Genomic DNA, 20,627 nt, shown 5'->3' on the forward strand with positions numbered 1-20,627 from the left:
TAAAATGATATAATAATATTTATGAGTATTAGCAAAGAAGAGGTAGTGAAGATAGCAAAACTCTCTAGGCTGGAGTTAAAAGAAGACGAAGTGGAGTTTTTTGCTTCTCAGATGAAAAATATATTGGAGTTTGTAAACAAGCTAAACGAAGTGAGCGAACTTCTTTTAGAAGAGGAGTATAAAACTTCAACCCCTCTAAGAGAGGATGAGCCAGAACCGTCTTTAGATGTGGAAAAAGTGCTTTTAAACGCTCCTTCAAGACGCTTAAACATGTTTGAAGTGCCAAAGATAGTAGATGCAAATTGATAAAGAGGTAACTATGGACCAAGAAAAGAAGAAAGCCTTGGAGGCAACTCTTACACAAGTAGAGAAAAAATACGGCAAAGGTGCCGTGATGCCCATGAAAGCCGCTTACGAAAAACAATCTATCAACGTTATACCCACTGGAATTTTATCTGTAGATAAAGCCACAGGTGTAGGTGGGCTTCCAAGAGGGAAGATAATAGAGGTTTTTGGGCCAGAATCTGCTGGTAAAACCACACTAGCGTTGTATGCTATAGCGGAGGCTCAAAAAGAAGGTGGTGTTGCGCTTTTCATAGACGCAGAACACGCTTTAGATCCAAAGTACGCTGCAAAACTTGGGGTAAATTTAGACGCCATGTATATATCTCAACCGGATTACGGAGAACAAGCTCTTGAAATAGCAGACACTTTTATAAACTCAAATGCCGTTGATGTTATAGTGGTGGACTCGGTGGCAGCACTAGTACCAAAAGACGAGCTTGAAGGTGAAATGGGTGATGCTCAAGTGGGCAAACAAGCAAGGCTCATGTCTCAAGCTTTGAGAAAGCTAAAGGGTGCCACCAACAAATCAAACACAACCCTTATTTTCATAAACCAAATAAGAGAAAAGATAGGGCAAATGTATGGAAATCCAGAAACTACCCCTGGTGGTAGAGCTTTAAAGTTTTTTGCGGATATGAGGCTTGAAGTAAGAAAAACAAGCGATATCAAAAGTGGAGACAATAAAATAGGTTATAGTGCAAAAGTAAGAGTAGTAAAAAACAAGGTAGCGCCGCCTTTCCAAGAAGGAGAATATGAAGTTTACTTTGGAGAGGGTGTTTGTAAAATATGCGACCTTATAAACGTAGCCATAGATATGGGTGTAATCCAGAAAAGCGGCAGTTGGTATAGCTATCAAGATACAAAGATAGGTCAAGGTAAAGAACAAGTGAAAACCTTTCTGAGTGAAAACAAAGACTTGGCAAAAGAAATCGAAAAGAAAGTAAGAGAGGCTATATATAGCTCTAACAACCCAACATCTCAAACCAAGCCAAACGAAGAACCCAAAAAAGACCAAAAGCCCAAAAAAGAAGAAGCTTAAAATATGTTTTTAATGAACACTTATCCACGAAAAGATATCGCTTTTGTAAGAGGAGAAAACTCTTGTTTGTTTGATAAAAATGGTAAAAGGTACATAGATTTTCTATCTGGAATAGCGGTAAACACCCTTGGATACTCACATCAAAAGCTAAAAAACGCCCTTAAAAATCAATTGGATAATATCATACACACTTCAAATCTATACGAAAACCCTTGGCAAGAAGAGGTGGCATCAAAGCTTATAAACTTTTTTGGTGAGAGCGGGAAGGTATTTTTTTGCAACAGCGGTACCGAGGCTAACGAAGCAGCTATAAAACTAACAAGAAAATACTTCAAAGATAAAGACAAAGACAAATATCGCATCATCACCTTTAAAGGTGGATTTCATGGAAGAACGATGGGTTCTTTGTCGGCAACTCCAAGACCAAACCTACATCAGGGCTTTGAGCCAATGCTTGACGGTTTTGATTATGCAGAGTTTAACGATATAGAATCTGTTAAAAGCCTCATAAACGATAAAACCGCCGGTATTATGATAGAAGCTATACAAGGAGAGGGTGGTATAAACGAGGCCAATTTAGATTTTTTAAAAGCCCTTGAAAACTTGTGTAAAGAAAACAATATACTTCTTATTCTTGATGAGGTCCAAGCTGGCATGGGGCGTACTGGTAAGTTTTTTGCTTATCAACATGCCGGTATAAAACCAGATGTAGTTACAATGGCAAAGGGTCTTGGCTCTGGGCTTCCAATAGGGGCGGTTATTGCAAAGGATGAGGTAGCGGAGTCCTTTGGTGTAGGTACACACGGGGCTACCTTTGGTGGAAACGCTCTGTCTTGTATGGCCGCTTCTATAACTTTAGATGAAATACCTTCTTTGATGGAACACATACCTTCAAAAGAGGCAATTTTTAGAAAAGCTTTAGAAAATTTTGGGCTTTTAAAAGGAAAAGGATTGATGCTTGGACTTGACATAAAAAAAGACTGTAAAGAGATATCCAACGAACTTCACAAAAGAGGCCTTGTGATAAACTGCACAGCCACAAGCGTCCTTAGAATACTTCCCCCTCTTGTGATAACAAAAGAAGAAATTGAAGAGGGCTTAGATATTTTAACATCTACATTAAAAGAGTTTTTATAAACCCCACACCTTATAGGCTATTCCAAATAGCACTCCCATAGAAAATATCTTCAATATTCTATCTTTTATAAGAAGGATGGTAAAAAGCAGAGTTATATCGAACAAAATACCGTAATAAACAGGGATTTTAAAATATATGGGCTTTAAGTCCAAATTATAGACCAAATCTCCAAAATAATAGGCTATCTTGTTTAAAGGTATGTAAATTATTGGTAAAGAAAACATTGTCAATACGTTTAAAAATCCTAAAACAAGGTATACCTCTACGATTATCAGTAAAAATGGCACCACAAATACCGCCAGAAAAGAAATAGGGCCTAGCTTTGAGATTATAAACATGGAACTAAGTATAGCCACAAAAGAAAGCTCAGAGGAAAGCATCAGTTTTCCTAAAAACGTTTTTGGCATATCTATGGTACTTAAATATATCAAGATATAAAAGGTTATTATCATTGAAAGCCAAAAACCAACGCTTTTATAAAAAGAAGCGTTAAAACATAAGCTCATAAGACCAGATACAAAAAACTGCTTTATAGGATTTGTATACCTATATAGGGCCTTTAACAAAACACCTATCGTTAGATAGCTAACAGCCCTTATTATAGGAGCCCCGTGTTCCATAAAAATACTTACATACAAAATCAGTAGCAATAAAGCAAACACTTCTTTATGCTCGCCAAAAAATAGCTTTGACAAACTTCTAAAAATCATATCTATATGGATACCAGACATTATAAGTAAAAATATCAAAGAGTTTACAGAAAAACTTGTTAAAAGGTCTTCTGGCAGGGCTTTTGTACCTTCTCCAAAAAGAAGTGCTAATCCTATATCCTTTGACCAATCGTTTGAAGTGGTGTTTTTAAATCTAGTTTTAAGCAATATTTTTGGCTTTTCTAAAAACCTTAAACTATGATTAGATGGCTTTGATATTTCAAGAAAATCTTTTGAAGTCTTTACAATACCGTTCTTTACCTTTATATAGCCTTTTATATAGCTCTCTCTTGGTAATTTTATATTTAAGCTTACTATCTTCCCCCTCAAAGATGGGGGATTTAATATCTTTATTTTGGAAGCATTTAACACCTTCCCTTCTATTTTGTAAAAACCGTCTTTTATCCTAGCTTTGTGGATTTTATTGTTACTAAAAGCAAAAAACAAAATAAAAATAAGGAACAACAAAGGGTATAAAATTAAGTTAGGCCATAGCTGAATTTTCATTTACAACTTCATCTATGATTTCACAAAGAGTATGCCCAAGGGTAATATGGCATTCTTGGATTCTAGCGGTATCGTAAGAGGGCACTATAAAGCTATAGTGGGCTATATCCACCACCTTGCCCCCTTGCTTACCAGTAAAAGCTATTGTGGTAGCCCCCATATCGTGAGCTTTCATAAGCCCTCTTATAACGTTTGGAGAGTTTCCAGATGTAGATATGCCAATTGCTATGTCCCCAGGCATGCAAAGGGCTTCTATCTGCCTTTCAAATACGGTGTCAAATCCATAATCGTTGCCAACGGCTGTAAGTATAGAAGTATCTGTGGTAAGCGCTATGGAAGGAAGACCCTTTCTCTCTTTTTTGTAGCGCCCCACAATCTCGGCTGCCAAATGCTGTGAATCTGCCGCAGAACCACCGTTGCCAAAAAACAATATTTTGTTGCCATCCATAAGTGCCCTAGCCATAATAAGTCCCACTTCCACTATTCTGTCTTTATACATTTCTAAAAAAGCTTTTTTGGTTTCTATGCTGCTTGTAAAAGAGTCTTGTACAATATTTAACAACTTTTCCATAAAGATATTATAAATTATCTTTGATATTTAGTTTTGGGATTTTAAAATGATATAATAATCTAATGTCTTACAGGCCAACGTCTTCAATGCTAAAAATGGCACTTTTTAATATACTTGGGGATATAGAGGGGCTTAGTTTTTTGGAGCTTTTCGCAGGAAGCGGGGCAATATCGTTAGAGGCTAAAAATAGGGGAGCTAAACCGGTGGCTGTTGATATTTCTTCTAAAAACCTAAAAACTAAAGGTATAACATTTATAAAAAAAGATGCTTTAGCTTTTTTAAAAACTACAAAAGAGCGTTTTGACATAGTGTTTGCAGACCCTCCTTACAAGTTTTCCGATTATGAAAAGCTTCTTTTTTTGGTAAAAAACGTCCTTTCGGAGGGTGGTCTTTTTGTATTAGAACATAGTTCAAAGTTAGACTTTGGTTCAAACGACAAGAGGGTATATGGAGATAGCGCCATATCTTTTTGGTACAAAGAGGAGCTTTGATGAGGTTTGAAGGGTACATATTTGATTTGGATGGCACTTTGATAGATTCTTTGGAAGACATAGCGTCTGCTGCCAACAAGACGTTGAAAGAGCTTGGTTTTGAAGAAAAATCCAAAGAAGAGATAAGAAAATATATAGGCTCTGGAGCAAAAGAGCTTCTTAAAGGACTTTTACAAGATGAAAATCATTTAGAAAAAGCGATACAAATATTTAAATCTTATTATGCAAAAGAACCAATAAAACATACAAAGCTTTTTGAGGGTGCTTTAAACGTATTAGAGCTTTTAAAATCAAAAAACAAAAAAATCGCCGTAGTTTCAAACAAACCGTTAGAATTAAGCACTATTATATTAAAAGCCCTAAACGTAGAACATTATTTTGAATGTATAGTAGGTCCAGAAACCTACAACGAAAGAAAACCCTCTCCTGTGCCTATACTAAAAACCTTGGAACGACTAAACGTCTATCCAGAAAATACCGTTGTAATAGGAGATACTTACGTTGATATTGAAAGTGCCAAAAGCTCAAACTGCAAAAGCGCTCTTGCAAGCTGGGGCTATGTGAAGCTAAAAGATGATGCCAAGCCAGATTTTATTCTAAAAAGCTTTTATGAAATCATTGACTTGTGAAGACTCTATATGATATTATATTAGCTAGCCGAAGTGGTGGAATGGCAGACACAGGGGACTCAAAATCCCCCGCCTGCAAGGGCATGTGGGTTCAAGTCCCACCTTCGGCATTTTTATTTTGATTTTTTAAGAGGTGGTTAATGGACTACGCTTATTTTGAAGGAAACATAATACCAGTGGAGCAAGCAAATTTAAATATTAAAACCAATTCTATACACTATGGGACTATAGTTTTTGAGGGTATACGCACTTACTACAACGAAGAACACAAACAACTCTATATTCTTTTTTCAAATGAGCATTACGCTAGGCTTTTAAAAAACGCAAAAGCTATGTTTATGAATTTAAACAAAACTCCAGAAGAGTTGACAGAAATCACGAAGGAGATTTTAAGAAAAAGCGAAATAAAGGAAGACACCTATATAAGACCTTTTGTTTACTTCAAAGATTTGGCGCTTACTCCTAAGCTTAAAGATTTCACGCCAGAGATAGCCATATACACTTATAAGTTTGGAAGATATTTGGATACATCAAAGGGCATTCATGCAAAAGTGTCTTCTTGGAAAAGAAACCCTGACAACTCTATACCGTCTCGCTGGAAAGTGGCTGGTGCTTATGTAAATAGCGCTTTAGCCAAGACAGAAGCTTTGATGTCTGGGTATGACGAGGCTATACTCTTAAACGAACAAGGCAACATAGCAGAGGGTTCTGGAGAAAATATCTTCATAGTAAGGGGTAAAAAGCTTATAACGCCGTCTTTTAGCGAGGGAATTTTGGAAGGCATAACAAGAAGAGCTATTGTAAAACTTGCCAAAAATGAGCTTTTTTTAGAAGTAGAGGAGAGGTCTATAGCAAGAAGCGAGCTATATATGGCAGACGAAGTATTTCTAACAGGTACCGCCGCCGAGATAACGCCAGTAATCATGATAGACAATAGACCTATAGGTGACGGAAATATAGGATCTATAACTCAAAAGCTTCAGAAATTATACTTTGATGCGGTGAGGGGAAACGTTGATAGATATAGACACTGGCTTACACCAGTATATGACACATAGGTTTATAAAAGATGTATGCGACGAAATATCAAAATACCCAAGAAATATAGGCTCTGTTGGAGCGAATTACACCAAGAACTTCATAAAAGAGTTTGCTATCAAACATAATCTACCTTTAAATGTTGAGGAGGTAAATATAAAAACCTCTACGTCTAATTTGCTTTTAAAAGCCAAAAAACTTATAACGTTAAATATATTAAACGAGTTTAGAGAGCCCATAGAGGGTAAAGTGGTGTTTTTAGAAATAGAGAAGCTAAGGTATGTAAATACCCTCGATGGATATATCCCTGTGATTTTATTAAAAGATATACTAGATATAGACCTTTACAAAGATAAGATAAATTTTTTAAAGCCAAAGGGAGTTATATTTGCTCTTGTTGATTTTAGCATATCCTTTTATCATAGAATATTTAATTACGATATGCCAGTTTTTTCTATAAGCCAAAAAGATTTAGAATACCTTGAAGAACTTACTTACATAAGCTTGGTTCCCGAAAAAGAGGAACAAGGTGTTGTAGAAAATATTTTTTTTGATATAGGAAGGGGTCCAATTGTGTATATTGTTGCATCTATAAGCTCAAAAGAAGAAAGTCAAGGGGCCATATATAGCGCATCCTCTGTGGCTTTAAGCCTTGGTTTAGCCCAGTCTTTTTGTAAAACTTACAACAGCGATTTTAAATTTAGGTTTTTTTTTACAGAAGATGACAAAACTTTTGAAGGGGTACGTAAACATATAGACAAAAAACATAAGTATGTTTATTACGCAATATCTATTTTCAATATGGGATGGGCTAACAAGAGCTGTTTTTACGAGGATGCTTATGGTGAAAACGCCATTTATATGGGTGATAAGTTTTATAAATATGTTAAAAGCCTCAACAAAAATGTATTTTTTGTAAAATCAAACACACTATCTTTTTTGCATGCACCTTTCAAGAACAAAGATATTAAAACGCTCATGTTTGGGTCTTACCCTTGTATAATATCAAATACAAAATACGACAATGTAGAAAGCTTGAGATTTGAAGAGCTTTACGCTTGGTTTGATATATTGTCTGGATTTTTAAGGAGGTTTCATGCGCTTTAAATATATAGTGTTGTTAAATATTTTTTTGATATCTTTAACGTTTGCTGCCGATGATATTATGAACAAATTTTTATACAAATTAAAACATATGAGTATTGTAAAAATAGATTTTGAACAGAGGTTTTATCCAGTAGGTTATACAACCCCTATAACCTCTTATGGAGATGCTTACATAGAAAACAAACCACCTTTTAAGATAAAGATAACCTACAAAAAGCCCCACCAATTTGTGATACTTTACGATGGTAAAAACACTATCCTTTACAATAAAAACTCAGCTTATACGTCAAAAGGAAAGAATGAGGAGGTAAAAGGTCTTAGCGTATTAAACAAACATATAGAAGATGCCTTTAGACCTATCTTAACCTCTTATCAAAATGGTTATTACGAAGTGCTTTTTATCCCTAAAGCTAAGCCTTTTAAAGATATAGACTACGTAATATTAAAACTGGACAAAACCCTCACACCTAAATCTTTTTATGTATATATGCCCAACAAAGGAGTTTTATACATAAAAGTTTTGGGCTTTTATGGTGAAAAGCTAAATGAAAGGATTTTTAAACTAAACTAACGCTCTTCCTCGTAGCCAAGCTCGTCTTCTGGAATATCTTCTAACGGTTCTTCTTCCAATATGTCTGGTGAGTGTATTATTCCTATAGAGCCTGTCTCATCTCTTATAATTTCTTCTAAGTATTCTATATAATCATCAGGACTCATCAAATCCTCTATCTCAAGGGGGTCTGACATTCTAACTTCCACAAGCCATCCCTCTTCATAAGGGTCTTCGTTTACTATGGTTGGGTTGTCTTCTACGTAAGAGTTTGTATTTTCTACTGTGCCAGTTATAGGGGACAACACTTCAAACATGCCTTTTAAGCCTTCTATCCTGCATATTACATCTTGGGGCTCAAGGTAATCGCTAATACTTGGAAGTTTTACCTCTTCTATGGTATCCACTTGAAACTGAGCGTAATCTGTTATGCCTACCCTTGCAATATTACCTTTTACCAAAACCCATACGTGATCTTTTGAATAGTAATACTTTTGTGTTTTTACTATATATCTTCCTACCACCACTTCATCTTTTCCTAAGTCTTCCATATGTACCTCCGTTTACAAGTCTATATTATAACCTATTTATAAGCTCTCTTACAATATTTTCCATATACATGCCTCTGGAACCTTTAACAAGTACCATCGTATTATCGGTTTTTTGTTTTAGGCTTTTAATAAGATAAGAAGAAAGCTCCTCTTGATTTTCAAAATAAAATACTGTTTTGTTGGAAAATCTCAACACATTGTAAGCGTATTTCATGTCTTTCCCATAAAGATATATCGTGTCTATATGAGAGGCTTTTAGCATCGCTCCCACCTTTTCGTGTAAAGCTTTTGAGTATGCTCCCATTTCAAGCATATCTCCAAGTACTATTATTTTATTAAAAGCTTTAAAACTATCAAGAGTAAGGATAGCATTTTTTACAGAAACAGGATTCGCATTGTAGGTATCGTCTACTATCTTCAAAAAACCTTTTTTTACAAGTTGCATCCTTCCTTGCACACCTCTAAAACTTTCAAATCTATCTTTTAACTCTTTCCAATCTATACCAAGAGACAAAAGCACCCCCACTGCTGCTCCAGCACTTTCTGCTATGCCTATACTCAAAACTGGTATAGTAAAATTAATATCCATTATCTCAAAATGTGTGCCTTCTTCATCTATATAGACGTTTTTTACTCTTATATCAGCATCATCTCTAAATCTACAAAAGCTAAGCCCGTAATCTTTTTTATAAAAGCCATGAAAAGCCTTAGGGTATATACCAGATAGAAGATTTGGCGAGTCAAATACCTCAAAGTTTCCTTTTACAACATTTTCTATAGAACCAAAACTCTCCAGATGCTCTTCTCCTATAGAAGATATAACCCCTATATGTTGTTTGGCGATATGCGTAAGCTTCTTAATATCTTCTAGAGCGGTGGCTCCCATCTCCAAAACTAGATAATCTATATAATCACCTGCTGTTATCACCACCTTTGGAAGCCCTATTTGAGAGTTAAAGTTTTTGTAGGTTTTATGCACCTTCCCAGGAAGCACATGAGCTATTAGCTCTTTTGTGGTGGTTTTACCAGCAGAACCAGCTACCGCTACCACAACCCCTTTAAGGTTTTCCCTTTTCAAGGAGGCTATGCCCTGCAAAGCCTTTATCGTATCTTTGGCTTTTAAACAAGATTTACCTTTTGCCAGTATGTCTTTGCAATCAAAATCTCCTCTTACCAAAAACCCAGCTATATCTTTGTCAAGAAGCTCTTTTATATAAAGATGACCATCTGTTTTCTCACCTTTTATAGCCACAAACAAGGCATCTTTTATTGGTTCTCTTGAATCAAAAAATACATCTTTAATATAAAATGGCTTTCCTTCGTGAATTAGGTTTAATTTGTTGGCTATCTCTAAAGAGTTCATCCGAAAACCCTTCTTACACTCTCTACACCTTTTATAGATTTTATCTCATCAAAAGCTCTCTTTAGGTCCTTTGTGTTTCTAAGTTGCACTTTAAAATCCATATTGGCTATGTTTAGGTTGTTGGTTTTTGTAGAGGCTTCTATTATATTTATGCTTGATTTTGTAAAAGCCAAAGACACTTCCGACAATATACCCGGTCTATCTGAGGCGATTACCCTTACCTTTGTGGTGTACAGCGTGTCTTGTCCTTTCCAGTCTATCTTTACCACCTTTTGAGGTATATTCCTAATGGCATATTGAAGATTTGGACATTTCTCATGATGTATAACAATGCCAGCATTTTTTGATATAACACCCATTACCGGGTCTCCAGGTATAGGCATACAGCATTTTGCTACGCTAAAAAGCACATTTGATATGTTTTCAAGTTTTAATGAACCTTCTTTACCTTCATCTTTTAAAACTTTTTGCTCTTTTTCTTTGGAAAAAACCTTTATTACCCTATTTATTGGTATTTTACCAAAACCTACGTTGGCAAAAAGCTCTATTTCGTTTGTATCAAAATGTGAGGTCAGTTTTTTTAACATGTCTTCAAAACTTACATTCAGTTTCTCCGAAAGCTTTGAGAGGGTTTTGTAGCCTTCTTCTATGGCAAGCTCTTTTTCTTTTGCTTTTAAGAAAAGCCTAATACGGGTTTTTGCCTTTTTTGTGGTTACTATTTTAAGCCACTCTATTTTTGGACTTTGGGAAGGGTGGGTTATAATTTGTATTCTATCTCCACTTTGAAGCGTATAAGAAAGAGGCACTATCTTGTTGTTTACCACGGCTCTATAGCAATGATTTCCTATATCTGTATGTATATAATAGGCAAAATCAAGGGCTGTGGCTCCTTTTGGAAGCACTATGACATCGTCTTTTGGCGTAAAAACAAACACCTCATCTTCAAAAAGCTCATCTTTAACGGCTTCTATAAGCTCGTTGGCATTTTTGGTTTTTATATCATTTAAGACATCTCTTAACCATGCAAATATGGAGTTATCTTTTGTAGAAGAGTTTTCTTTGTAAGCCCAATGAGCTGCTATACCTTTTTCTGCTCTTTCGTGCATTTCATAAGTCCTTATTTGCACTTCTACAACCCTCTTTTTTGGTCCTTCCACGGCGGTGTGTAAAGATTGATACATGTTTGGTTTTGGGAGCGATATGTAGTCGTCAAAGCTTCCTGGTATAGGTCTAAAAATACTATGAACTATACCTAAAACAGTATAACACTCTGCCACATCCTCCACTATTACCCTTATACCAAGAATATCCTGCAAATCCTCTAAGCTTAAATTTTTTCGCTTTAGCTTTTGATATATGCTGTATATATGCTTTTGTCTATACTGTATAGTATAGCTTGGTTTTTTATCTTTGAAAAAATCATTTATAGCCTCTACTACTCTTGGTATAAAGTATTTTTTTAAATAAACCTCTGACTCCGCACTTATTTTTTGGACAAAATCTTTTATTTTTTCGTAATCTTCTGGATGTGTATATTTTAAATATAGGTCTTCCAGCTCTTTTTTTATGCTCCATATACCAAGTCTATGAGCTATTGGGGCATATATGTCTATGGTTTCTTTGGCTATTTCAAGTTGTTTAGCTCTTGGCATGTAATCAAGAGTTCTCATATTGTGTAGTCTATCTGCCAACTTTATAACTATGACCCTTACGTCCCTTGACATGGCAAATAGCATTTTTCTGTAGTTTTCAGCTTTAGCTTGTTCCTTTGAAGAAAACTTGTATTTGTCTATCTTGGTAAGACCATCCACAAGGCTTGCTATCTGTGGTCCAAACTCTTTTTTTATCTCGTCAACGGTTGTATCGGTATCTTCTACTACATCGTGTAAAAGACCAGCTACAACACTATAATAATCCATACCTATGGAAGAAAGTATGCTTGCTACAGCTATAGGATGGCTTACATACGGTTCTCCAGATTTTCTTGTTTGGTTTTCATGCTTTTGATATATAAAATCGATAGCTTTATTTATGATATCTTCATGCTCTTTGTATTTGCTTAAGAGCTCTTCTATGTGTTTTTCGGTGGTTTTATCCAAAGTTTTCATATCTTATCCTGGTGGGGCTGGTGGAGACTGCTGCGGTTGGTTTTGATTTGAAGAAGAAGATGGCACAGTTTGATTTTGAGCCTCGTTTTTGGTATTCATAATCTCTTTTTTCATGGCGTTTAGTTCTTTTTTATGCGTCATAATATAATCGGTAACAAGAGCGGCTTTTTTAGGGTCCATCGCAGAGAGTATGTTTCCTGCTTTTCTTGATGGAAGCATCACAAGTATCTTAGCGGCTATCTCGGGGTCCACGTCGTTTAGCATAGCTCCTGCCTGGTCGCTATCGGCTGCAGCTACAACTTTTACATACTTTTGTATTTCTTGCTCTTCCTTGGCTTTTTTCTTCTTAGCCTCTTCTTGTTTTTTCTTTTGAAGCTTTTGAAGTTCTTCTTGCTGTTTAAGAAGGGTTTGAAGCTCTTTCTTTTCTTTTTCTAACTTTTGAAGCTTTTGGTCTAAAATGGTGTTTAGATTTTGCTGGTCTTGGTTTATAGCTTGGTTTATTTGACTTTTAGCGTTTTGATACAAAGCCGGTGCTCCAAAACTTCTTATGCTAAAAGCCAAAAACAATGTTATAAAAACTATGTAAAAATGTTTTAGGTTGTAGAAAAAACTAGCATCCATCTCTTCTTTGTAAAGCTCTTTTTTAGCATGTTCTATTAGTTTGGTGTGTTTTATAATCTCCAAAGCTTTGATGTCTCTAACAATATCTTTTGCCTCTTCAGCCAAAGCCTCCTCCAATATCTTCTTCTCGTTAATCGTTTTCTCTATGGTTTTCAACCTTATGTATAGCTTTTGATAAGCTACCAAGTTTGCTATATATTCATGGTAAGAAGAAGCATCTTTATTTAGAAGTTCCATAGCATTCTCTATATCTTTTCTTTCACTTTCCAAAGCGTTTATTTCATCTTTTATCCTGTTTAACTCGGATAGTTTTAGGTTTAGCTCTTGCTTTTTTATGTCTATTATTTTATCCACTGCAAACCTCACATCCACCAAGTGTCATAGATTTTATACGTATAGTGGGTTGAGCGTCTGAAACAGGCACTCCCTGGCCATCTTTACCACAAGTACCTATAGCAAAACCCTCATCGTAACCAACGGCATCTATATCTTCAAGAGCTTTAGGGCCATTGCCTATGAGCGTCGCTCCTCTTATTGGATACGTAATTTGACCATTTTCTATAATATAGCCTTCCATCACGTCAAAAACAAAATCTCCTGTAATAGTGTTTACTTGTCCGCCTCCCATTTTCTTTACCAAAATACCTTTTTTCGTATCTTTTATTATATCTTCTGGATTTGTTTTACCGCTTTTAATAAAAGTATTTGTCATACGTACAACAGGTGGATGAGCATAGCTTTGGCGTCTACCGTTGCCAGTGGATTTTACCCCATCTTTCATAGCTCTTAATCTATCGTACATATATCCCACCAAAACACCGTCTTCTATAAGTACTGTCCTTTGGGCCTCCACACCTTCGTCGTCAAAATTAAAAGAGCCGTTCATACCAGGGATTGTAGCGTCGTCTATCACGCTCACCAAAGAAGAAGCCACTTTTTGACCTATTTTATCTTTATAAACAGACTGACCTTGTTGGACTAAATCCGCCTCAAGCCCATGGCCTACAGCTTCATGTACCATTGTACCACCTGCTTCTGAAGACATCACTATGGTAAAACTACCCGCCGGTGCTGGTTTTGCATCCAAAAGCATAATAGCCCTTTTTGCGGCTATAGAAGCTATTTCTTCTGGTTTTCTTTTTTCAAAAAGCTCAAAACCTACATTGCCCCCCATAGATTCATAACCTCTTTGAAGAATACCGTCTTTGTAAGATACCACTTCTGTATAAAAAATAGTTCTAGTCTGGGTATCTTCTACGTGCTCTCCCAAAGAGTTTATTATCATTATCTCTCTTTTTTTATCCATCAAAACAGCGCTTACTTGTTTGATGTAATCTCCAAAAGACCTTGCCTCGTCGTTTGCTTTTCTTAAAATCTCTATTTTCTTTGAAAGTTCTATATCTTCTGGGTCTATCTCTATTGGCATATAAGCCTTTGAATAAGATTTCCCTACTTTTATAGGTCCTTGGGAAGAGGTGTTTGCTATGGTTTTTGCAAGCTCCGTAAGAGCATCTATATCAAACTCCGTGGAGTATCCATAGTATACTCTGTGATTTTTTATAAGCCTAAGACCTACGCCTATATCTTCGCCGTGTTCTATCTTGTCTACTTTGTTGTTTTCAAATGTTATTCTGGTATTTAAAGAGCTCTCATAAAAAATCTCTCCATACTCTCCGCCGTTTCCCATCAAAAATGATAGTATATAACCAGCCTTTTCCTGCAAAAGTTCTTTTACATCTATCGCTTCTAAAATCATAAAACACTCCTTTTAAAATAGTCTAACTCTATTAATTTATCTTCAACCAAGAAAGTAGTCAAGCTTATTGCTTGGTATAAATAGTTTACGATAGCATCGTATAATTTTATGGCTTTTTATAAGATGGTATCGTATAATATTAATGTATGGACATAGAGGAGGTGTTTTATAGGTTCAACCCTTGGTGGGAAGGTGATTACAAGATAAACGCCGTTGAAAGGCCAAAGTATGTGAATAAGCTAATGGGATATCTTGATGAAAAAGAAATAGAGTTAATAACAGGTATCAGAAGAGTAGGAAAATCAACCATTTTTAAGCTTATAATAAGCAATTTGATAAATAAACGCAACATAAACCCTAAACATGTATTTTACATATCGCTTGATTTTTACGGTATAGAAAATAAAACTTTGCTTGATATATTGGAAGATTATTTTAAGATACAAGGTATACCCTTTGGACAAAGAGTTTATGTCTTTCTTGATGAGATAGCTCATAAGAAAGATTTTTCACAACAACTTAAAAATATATACGATTTATACAACATAAAATTATTTGCTACGTCTTCGTCGGCCTCTATATTAAAAGATGAAAACGCATATCTTACTGGAAGAAGTAGAATAATTGAAGTTTTACCCCTTGACTTTGAAGAGTTTTTATCTTTTAAAAATCTTAGGATAACCAAAGCAAACGCTCACCTAACTTATACATACTTTGAAAAGTATATGGAATTGGGTGGTATACCTCAATATGTAATAACAGAGGATATAGAATATATAAAACAGCTCATCGATGACATTATATATAAAGATATTATAAATTTTCACAACATAAAAGAGGCGTCGGTGTTGAGAGATTTTTTCTATCTTCTTATGGAAAGGTCCGGAAAACAGTTTAGTTTGAACAAAATATCTAAAGTGCTTGGAATAAGCGTAGATACCACGAGAAGATTCTTTGAATATTTTAAAGACACATTTTTAATATATACCATAGAAAGATGTGGCAAATTGAACGAGAGATTAAGGTCTTCCAAAAAAGTTTATGTCGCCGATGTGGGTATAAAAAACGCAGTTGCAGGTTTTAAAGATAAGGGAGCAATATTTGAAAATTTAGTATTTTTAAAAATAAAATCTAAAAGACCCTGTTATATTTATGAAAATAACGTTGAAATAGATTTTCTAACAGAAGATAAAATCCTAATAGAAGTAAAGTACAACGCCGAAATGACTAAAAAACAAATAGAAGTTTTTAACAACTATGAAGCTAAAACAAAGCTTGTTGTTGATAGCGTTGAAAAGTTTTTAAAGTTATAATCCCCGCTTATTTAAAATATTTCCAAAATCGTTTTTTTTTTTTTTTTTGCTATAATTATACAACTATGGAAACTCAAGATTGTGTGTATAAAGAAAGCATAAAAAAATTGATAGATGATTACTTGAACACAGGGTTAATAGATGAAGAAATCATAAAAAAGATAGGCTATGAGTCCTATGATAAAACCCATATAAACTATATAAAGCACAACATAGATAATATAAAAAACAGCTTTATAAAAGAATATTTTCAAACACACAAATTCACAGAGGAAGCTTACGATAAGATATATCTTTTCTTTAAAATTTTTGAAGAAAATATAGCAAGGGGCTATGCCATAAGATGTATAGAAGATTCGGAAACTTTGGAATCCACTTTGTATACTGAGAATATATTGCCTGGGCTTCTAAAATCAAGTGCACAATTTAAAGACGACATAACAAAAGATTATATTGAGTTAAACGAAACACCTTCTATAACGATGGATGCAAAATCTTGTCCAGTCTACAAGGAAATAGAAAAATCAGCAATCCCAAACGATGTTAAAGAAGATGTCCACAAAGCACACGAGAGACTTCATTATGCCGCTCAATACTTTTATAAGCTTATAAAGGAAAAAGATGTAGAAAATCTATACGGCATATACTGGCGCATGAGATATCTAAACATACTGATAGTGACTGCCATAGCAATATATAGCCTAGAATCAGAAAGAGAGTTTTATAAAACATTTTTAGAGGGTCATAGTATACCTATACTTTTAATAGACCCTGATACTTACAGCATCGTAAACGCCAATCAAGCAGCACTGGAGTTTTATGGATATACAAAAGAAGAGATAACCACTTTAAAATCTTGGGATATAAACACTTTGAGCGAAAAAGAGATGAAAGAGCTCATATCAAAAGCCAAAAATAAAGAGATAAATAGATTTAAATTTAAACATAAGCTTAAATCTGGAGAGATAAGGGATGTGGACGTGTTCTCATCGCCTATTTTGCTGGAGGGTAAAATATATCTTCTATCCATCATATACGACACAACAAGAGAAGAGAGAGCCAAGAAGTTTTTAGAGATTTTAAAAGAGATAGAGCACATTTCAAATGCATCAGATACAGAAGAAGAGTTTTTAGAAAAACTTGTTAGGCTTTTAGAAAAAGAAGATATATCAAAAGATGTATGCCTTATGGTAAACAAAGAAGGCACTATAAGTATAAACTCATCTTCTATGAGTTGTGTTCAAAATGAAAAAGATAAAGAAGGAAATTTTCCCATATTTGAAGCTTTTTATCTTAAAAGCCCAGTATACCACAAAAATATAGAGGATATAAAAGACGAGTATGTAAAAGAAAAGCTTTTAGAAAGAGGGACACTCTCATCCTTTGCAATACCCATATTAAAAGATGGTAAACGCTACGGTGCTCTTTGTATATGTTCAAATGTAAAAGAATACTTTGAAGATTATGAACTTTTTATCACGCAGCTTAAAGAAAAAATAGAAAACGCCTTAAAAAGTATAAGCATAAGAAGGGAGTTAAACTATAGAAATGAACTTCTTAAAAACATAGCAGAGAATACCCAAATAGGTGTGATTGTGTTTGATATAGAAAATATTTATTATGCAAATAACTACTTTTTTGAGCTTTTTGGATATGAAGAAAAAGAGATATCACAGATGAGCATATTTGATGTGCTTTCTCCAATACATACAAAAGATATAATAGAAGCCTTCACAAACAAAAAATCAATGCTTTTACAAGAATTTAACCTAATAAACAAAAACAACCGCCTTGTGTATGTAAAGGGCTCTTTAATCATAACAAAAGATTTAACCAATAAAGATATTGCCATATTTAGCTTTGTGGATATTACCCAAGAAAAACAGTTAAGAGATATATTGACAAAAGAAAAGAAGGTATTGGAAAACATACTAGATAAAGCTAATTTTGGAGCTTTTATATTTAAAGTGAAGAACTTGGAAGCTTTAGAGATAGAGCTTACATATAAGAATAGATATTTTGATACTATGATAAAAAACCAAGATATAAAAACCTTCGAAGACTTTCTTATATTAGACGACGATAAAAAAGAGCTTATAAAAAGCTATTTAAAAAAAATGACAGCAGATGAGAGCGGTCTTTTTACTATAAGCGATATAACCATGAAAAAAGATGAAAACGTTGTACTAAAGCTGACTATGAACCGTGTAAATCAAAACCATGAAACGCTTATACTTTGTATATTGCAAGATATTACAGAGGAGTCAAAAATCATAAAATACTTTGAAGAGCTATCTACAAAAGATGCTCTTACTGGAGTATGCAATAGAAGATGCTTGGAAGAAAAGTTAGAAGAATATATGACGCTCGCCAAAAGATACGATAGACCTTTGAGCATCACGATGTTTGATATAGATTTTTTCAAACACATAAACGATTCTTATGGGCATGACATAGGAGACAAAGCATTAAAGGTCATAGCGAATATAGTATCATCAAATATAAGAGCTACAGATATATTGGCAAGATATGGCGGTGAGGAGTTTGTTATAATAGCACCAGAAACCACTTTAGAAGATGCAAAGGCTTTGGCTGAAAAGCTAAGACAAGAAATAGAAAGATTTTCATTTGAAGAGGACTTCAGCATAACATGTTCATTTGGTGTTATATCCTTACAAAAAGACGATACAAAAGAAACCCTGTTAAAGCGAGTAGACGATGCTCTATACCAAGCAAAAAGAACAGGGAGAAACAAAGTAGTGGCCTTATAGGCTTATTAATATGCATATCCTTTAAAAGCACAGTGGCCTCGCCAGAGGCTTGTTTTTATGGCACTAAGCTTTCGTCTCCTAGCAAAGAGGCTTTGTAGATGGTCTCTACCTCTTTTTCTGTAATCTCTGCTGGATTTATATTAAAAGCGTTTCTACCGGTAAAGTAGACATCTTCTGTGAGCATAGAAGGTAGGTCTTGGTCGGTTATTCCTAAGTCTTTTAGGCTAAGGGGTAGATTTAACGTTTGAGTGAGAGTTTTTAGCTTTTCAAGAAGATGGTATTCATCTTTTAGACCTATTTCTTGGGCTAATTTTCTATACTTTTCAGGTGCTCTTCTTATGTTGTAAAGGGTTACATAATATCCTAAAGCGGATAGACCTTTTGCGTGGGCTACTTGAGGATACCTTCCAGAGATTGGATGCTCCATCGCATGTATAAGGCCGGCCCTTTTTTGGTCTATGGCAATACCGGCAAGCATAGCGGCGTAGCTCATATTTTCTCTAGCTTCTTTGTTAGAACCGTCTTCGTAAGCTATTTCAAGCCATTTTAATATAAGCCTTAAGGCTAAGGCAGCCAAGTCTTCTGCAAGCCTATTTGTAAGCCTATTGGTGTAAGATTCTAAGGCGTGATAAAAAGCATCCATACCGGTGGTGGCGGTAAGGTCTTTGTCCATGCTCATGGTAAGCTCTGGGTCTACTATCGCCACCTTAGGATAGTTTAACGAGTGAGCTATGGCTAATTTTTCTTTTCTGTTTGGGTTTGATATTACAGAGTATTTGTTTACCTCAGAGCCGGTCCCTGCGGTAGTTGGTATTGCTATCACAGGTCTTGTATAATATGGTATAGATTTTGGGCCTTCTGGATAAAACACATACTCCCAAGCAAAACCTTCGTTGGAAGATACTATTGCTATAGCTTTAGCAGCATCAAGTATAGAACCCCCACCAAGACCTATTATGAAGTCCACCTTATTTTCAGCGGCTATCCTAGCCCCTTTATTTACGCTTACATCTGTGGGATTTGGCTCTATTTCGTCGTAGATGATAACATCCGGTATGTTGTTTAGTATAAGGTTTGATATCACTTTGTCAAGGTATCCATGTTTTTTAGAGGACCTACCTGTTACAATAAGTCCTTTAAAACCAAACCTTCTTGCTATCTCACCTACTTTTGCAATGGTGCCAAACCCAAAGTGTATGTCTACAGGCATATAATAATTAAACATCATAAGCTCTCCTTAAAGTATTATCTCATCGCTTTTAAAAACAGGCCCTTCTACACAAGTCCTTACATACCCGTCTTTTGATTTTACTACACACCCAAGGCATACCCCGTATCCGCAAGCCATAGGATTTTCCAAAGATATATAGCTATCAAAACCCTTTTGCTTTGATATAGATTGCACGCTTTTAAGCATAGGAGTAGGCCCGCATGCGTAAACCTTAGCATCTTCTACGTTTTCTAAGGCATCGGTTACAAAACCCTTTTTACCAAAACTTCCATCGTCTGTGTATATTTCTATAGGTATGTGGTATTTTTCAAACCAATCCAACATAACGATGTACTCTTTTGACCTTGCCCCGTAATACACTTTAAAATTTAGGTTTTTTGCTTTTAAAAGCTTACAAAACAAACTAACCCCAGATATACCAATACCCCCAGCTAGTACAATATTTAATCTATCAACGCTTGGTTCAAAAAGTCCGTTTCCAAGGGGCATCAAAGCATCTACCAAATCTCCTTCTTTTAAGCTGCTCATTAGATAAGTGCCTTTACCTACTACATCGTAATATATATAAATAGAGTCATCTTCTACATCAGCTATGGCAAAAGCCCTTCTATTTAGAGGATCGAAAGTGTCGTTTGGCTTTATCATAACAAAATGCCCAGGTCTTATATCTATATGTTCTTTTAGCTCAAGTATCATAAGGTACGTATGTTTGCCTACTTTTTGGTTTTTTAGCACTCTCAACCTTAAATCTTTCATAAGAATATTATAATAGTTGATTATACAAAAAG

At 35.1% G+C, this 20,627-nt stretch carries 19 protein-coding genes and 1 tRNA gene; 11 read left to right on the plus strand and 9 right to left on the minus strand.

Translation table 11 applies throughout. The features are described 5' to 3' along the window. The first annotated feature begins 21 nt into the window (after positions 1-21). Genes gatC through ACYQZV_RS07535 form a run of 3 tightly spaced genes read left to right on the plus strand, consistent with a single transcriptional unit; the run spans position 22 to position 2,521 of the window. On the plus strand, positions 22-306 hold the full coding sequence (gatC, locus tag ACYQZV_RS07525) for an Asp-tRNA(Asn)/Glu-tRNA(Gln) amidotransferase subunit GatC (protein WP_459894596.1): 285 nt from the start codon (positions 22-24) through the stop codon (positions 304-306). 13 nt (positions 307-319) lie between these two features. Next, positions 320-1,384, plus strand: coding sequence for a recombinase RecA (gene recA / locus ACYQZV_RS07530; protein WP_459894599.1), 1,065 nt, complete (start codon positions 320-322; stop codon positions 1,382-1,384). A 3-nt stretch (positions 1,385-1,387) separates the two neighbouring features. Continuing rightward, entirely contained in the window at positions 1,388-2,521 is a 1,134-nt protein-coding gene (locus ACYQZV_RS07535; RefSeq protein WP_459894602.1) for an aspartate aminotransferase family protein, read from the plus strand. Here ACYQZV_RS07535 and ACYQZV_RS07540 read toward each other — a convergent pair. Further along, positions 2,516-3,679 carry a ComEC/Rec2 family competence protein gene (locus ACYQZV_RS07540; RefSeq protein WP_459894605.1) on the minus strand — a complete coding sequence of 388 codons (1,164 nt, stop codon included), beginning with the start codon at positions 3,677-3,679 and terminating at the stop codon, positions 2,516-2,518. The two genes, ACYQZV_RS07535 and ACYQZV_RS07540, sit on opposite strands and share 6 nt — an antisense overlap. A gap of 37 nt (positions 3,680-3,716) precedes the next feature. Further along, complete coding sequence (locus tag ACYQZV_RS07545) at positions 3,717-4,310, minus strand: D-sedoheptulose 7-phosphate isomerase (RefSeq protein ID WP_459894608.1); 594 nt, start codon at positions 4,308-4,310, stop codon at positions 3,717-3,719. 62 nt (positions 4,311-4,372) lie between these two features. Between ACYQZV_RS07545 and ACYQZV_RS07550 the strand changes: the two genes are divergently transcribed. The 6 genes from ACYQZV_RS07550 (at position 4,373) to ACYQZV_RS07575 (ending at position 8,146) form a co-directional block, all read left to right on the plus strand. Next, complete coding sequence (locus tag ACYQZV_RS07550) at positions 4,373-4,801, plus strand: RsmD family RNA methyltransferase (protein ID WP_459894610.1); 429 nt, start codon at positions 4,373-4,375, stop codon at positions 4,799-4,801. Beyond that, complete coding sequence (locus tag ACYQZV_RS07555; RefSeq protein WP_459894612.1) at positions 4,801-5,430, plus strand: HAD family hydrolase; 630 nt, start codon at positions 4,801-4,803, stop codon at positions 5,428-5,430. The genes ACYQZV_RS07550 and ACYQZV_RS07555 overlap by 1 nt, the downstream gene beginning before the upstream one ends. 27 nt (positions 5,431-5,457) lie before the next feature. After that, positions 5,458-5,540 (plus strand) — tRNA-Leu (locus ACYQZV_RS07560). 30 nt (positions 5,541-5,570) lie between these two features. Then, complete coding sequence (locus tag ACYQZV_RS07565) at positions 5,571-6,488, plus strand: branched-chain amino acid transaminase (RefSeq protein WP_459894615.1); 918 nt, start codon at positions 5,571-5,573, stop codon at positions 6,486-6,488. Then, on the plus strand, positions 6,445-7,575 hold the full coding sequence (locus tag ACYQZV_RS07570; protein WP_459894618.1) for a zinc-binding metallopeptidase family protein: 1,131 nt from the start codon (positions 6,445-6,447) through the stop codon (positions 7,573-7,575). The genes ACYQZV_RS07565 and ACYQZV_RS07570 overlap by 44 nt, the downstream gene beginning before the upstream one ends. After that, positions 7,565-8,146: a LolA family protein gene (locus tag ACYQZV_RS07575; protein ID WP_459894620.1), complete on the plus strand. Its 582-nt coding sequence runs from the start codon at positions 7,565-7,567 to the stop codon at positions 8,144-8,146. Before ACYQZV_RS07570 ends, ACYQZV_RS07575 begins: the two co-directional genes overlap by 11 nt. On the opposite strand, the gene ACYQZV_RS07580 is transcribed toward ACYQZV_RS07575, so the two are convergent. The 5 genes from ACYQZV_RS07580 to ACYQZV_RS07600 are packed head-to-tail and all read right to left on the minus strand — an operon-like array spanning position 8,143 to position 14,524. Further along, on the minus strand, positions 8,143-8,676 hold the full coding sequence (locus tag ACYQZV_RS07580; protein WP_459894622.1) for a glycine cleavage system protein H: 534 nt from the start codon (positions 8,674-8,676) through the stop codon (positions 8,143-8,145). The genes ACYQZV_RS07575 and ACYQZV_RS07580 overlap by 4 nt on opposite strands. A gap of 25 nt (positions 8,677-8,701) precedes the next feature. Next, a complete protein-coding gene (locus tag ACYQZV_RS07585; RefSeq protein ID WP_459894625.1) occupies positions 8,702-10,039 on the minus strand; it encodes a UDP-N-acetylmuramoyl-tripeptide--D-alanyl-D-alanine ligase in 1,338 nt (445 codons plus the stop codon). Continuing rightward, positions 10,036-12,147, minus strand: a complete 2,112-nt coding sequence (locus tag ACYQZV_RS07590; RefSeq protein WP_459894628.1) for a RelA/SpoT family protein — start codon at positions 12,145-12,147, stop codon at positions 10,036-10,038. The genes ACYQZV_RS07585 and ACYQZV_RS07590 overlap by 4 nt, the downstream gene beginning before the upstream one ends. Positions 12,148-12,150: 3 nt before the next feature. Next, complete coding sequence (locus ACYQZV_RS07595; RefSeq protein WP_459894631.1) at positions 12,151-13,140, minus strand: MotE family protein; 990 nt, start codon at positions 13,138-13,140, stop codon at positions 12,151-12,153. Further along, complete coding sequence (locus ACYQZV_RS07600; RefSeq protein WP_459894635.1) at positions 13,115-14,524, minus strand: TldD/PmbA family protein; 1,410 nt, start codon at positions 14,522-14,524, stop codon at positions 13,115-13,117. Before ACYQZV_RS07600 ends, ACYQZV_RS07595 begins: the two co-directional genes overlap by 26 nt. Positions 14,525-14,670: 146 nt before the next feature. On the opposite strand from ACYQZV_RS07600, the gene ACYQZV_RS07605 reads away from it, so the two are divergent. Together ACYQZV_RS07605 and ACYQZV_RS07610 are read left to right on the plus strand one after the other, a co-directional pair. After that, positions 14,671-15,837, plus strand: a complete 1,167-nt coding sequence (locus ACYQZV_RS07605; RefSeq protein ID WP_459894638.1) for an ATP-binding protein — start codon at positions 14,671-14,673, stop codon at positions 15,835-15,837. Positions 15,838-15,902: 65 nt separating this feature from the next. Continuing rightward, positions 15,903-18,608, plus strand: a complete 2,706-nt coding sequence (locus ACYQZV_RS07610; protein ID WP_459894641.1) for a diguanylate cyclase — start codon at positions 15,903-15,905, stop codon at positions 18,606-18,608. A 55-nt stretch (positions 18,609-18,663) separates the two neighbouring features. Here the strand turns inward: ACYQZV_RS07610 and ACYQZV_RS07615 are convergent, their stop codons facing one another. Further along, entirely contained in the window at positions 18,664-19,836 is a 1,173-nt protein-coding gene (locus ACYQZV_RS07615; RefSeq protein ID WP_459894644.1) for an iron-containing alcohol dehydrogenase, read from the minus strand. Between the two features lie 9 nt (positions 19,837-19,845). After that, entirely contained in the window at positions 19,846-20,595 is a 750-nt protein-coding gene (locus tag ACYQZV_RS07620) for a dihydroorotate dehydrogenase electron transfer subunit (protein WP_459894646.1), read from the minus strand. Positions 20,596-20,627 lie beyond the last annotated feature (32 nt).

The organism is Hydrogenobaculum acidophilum, assembly GCF_054656715.1.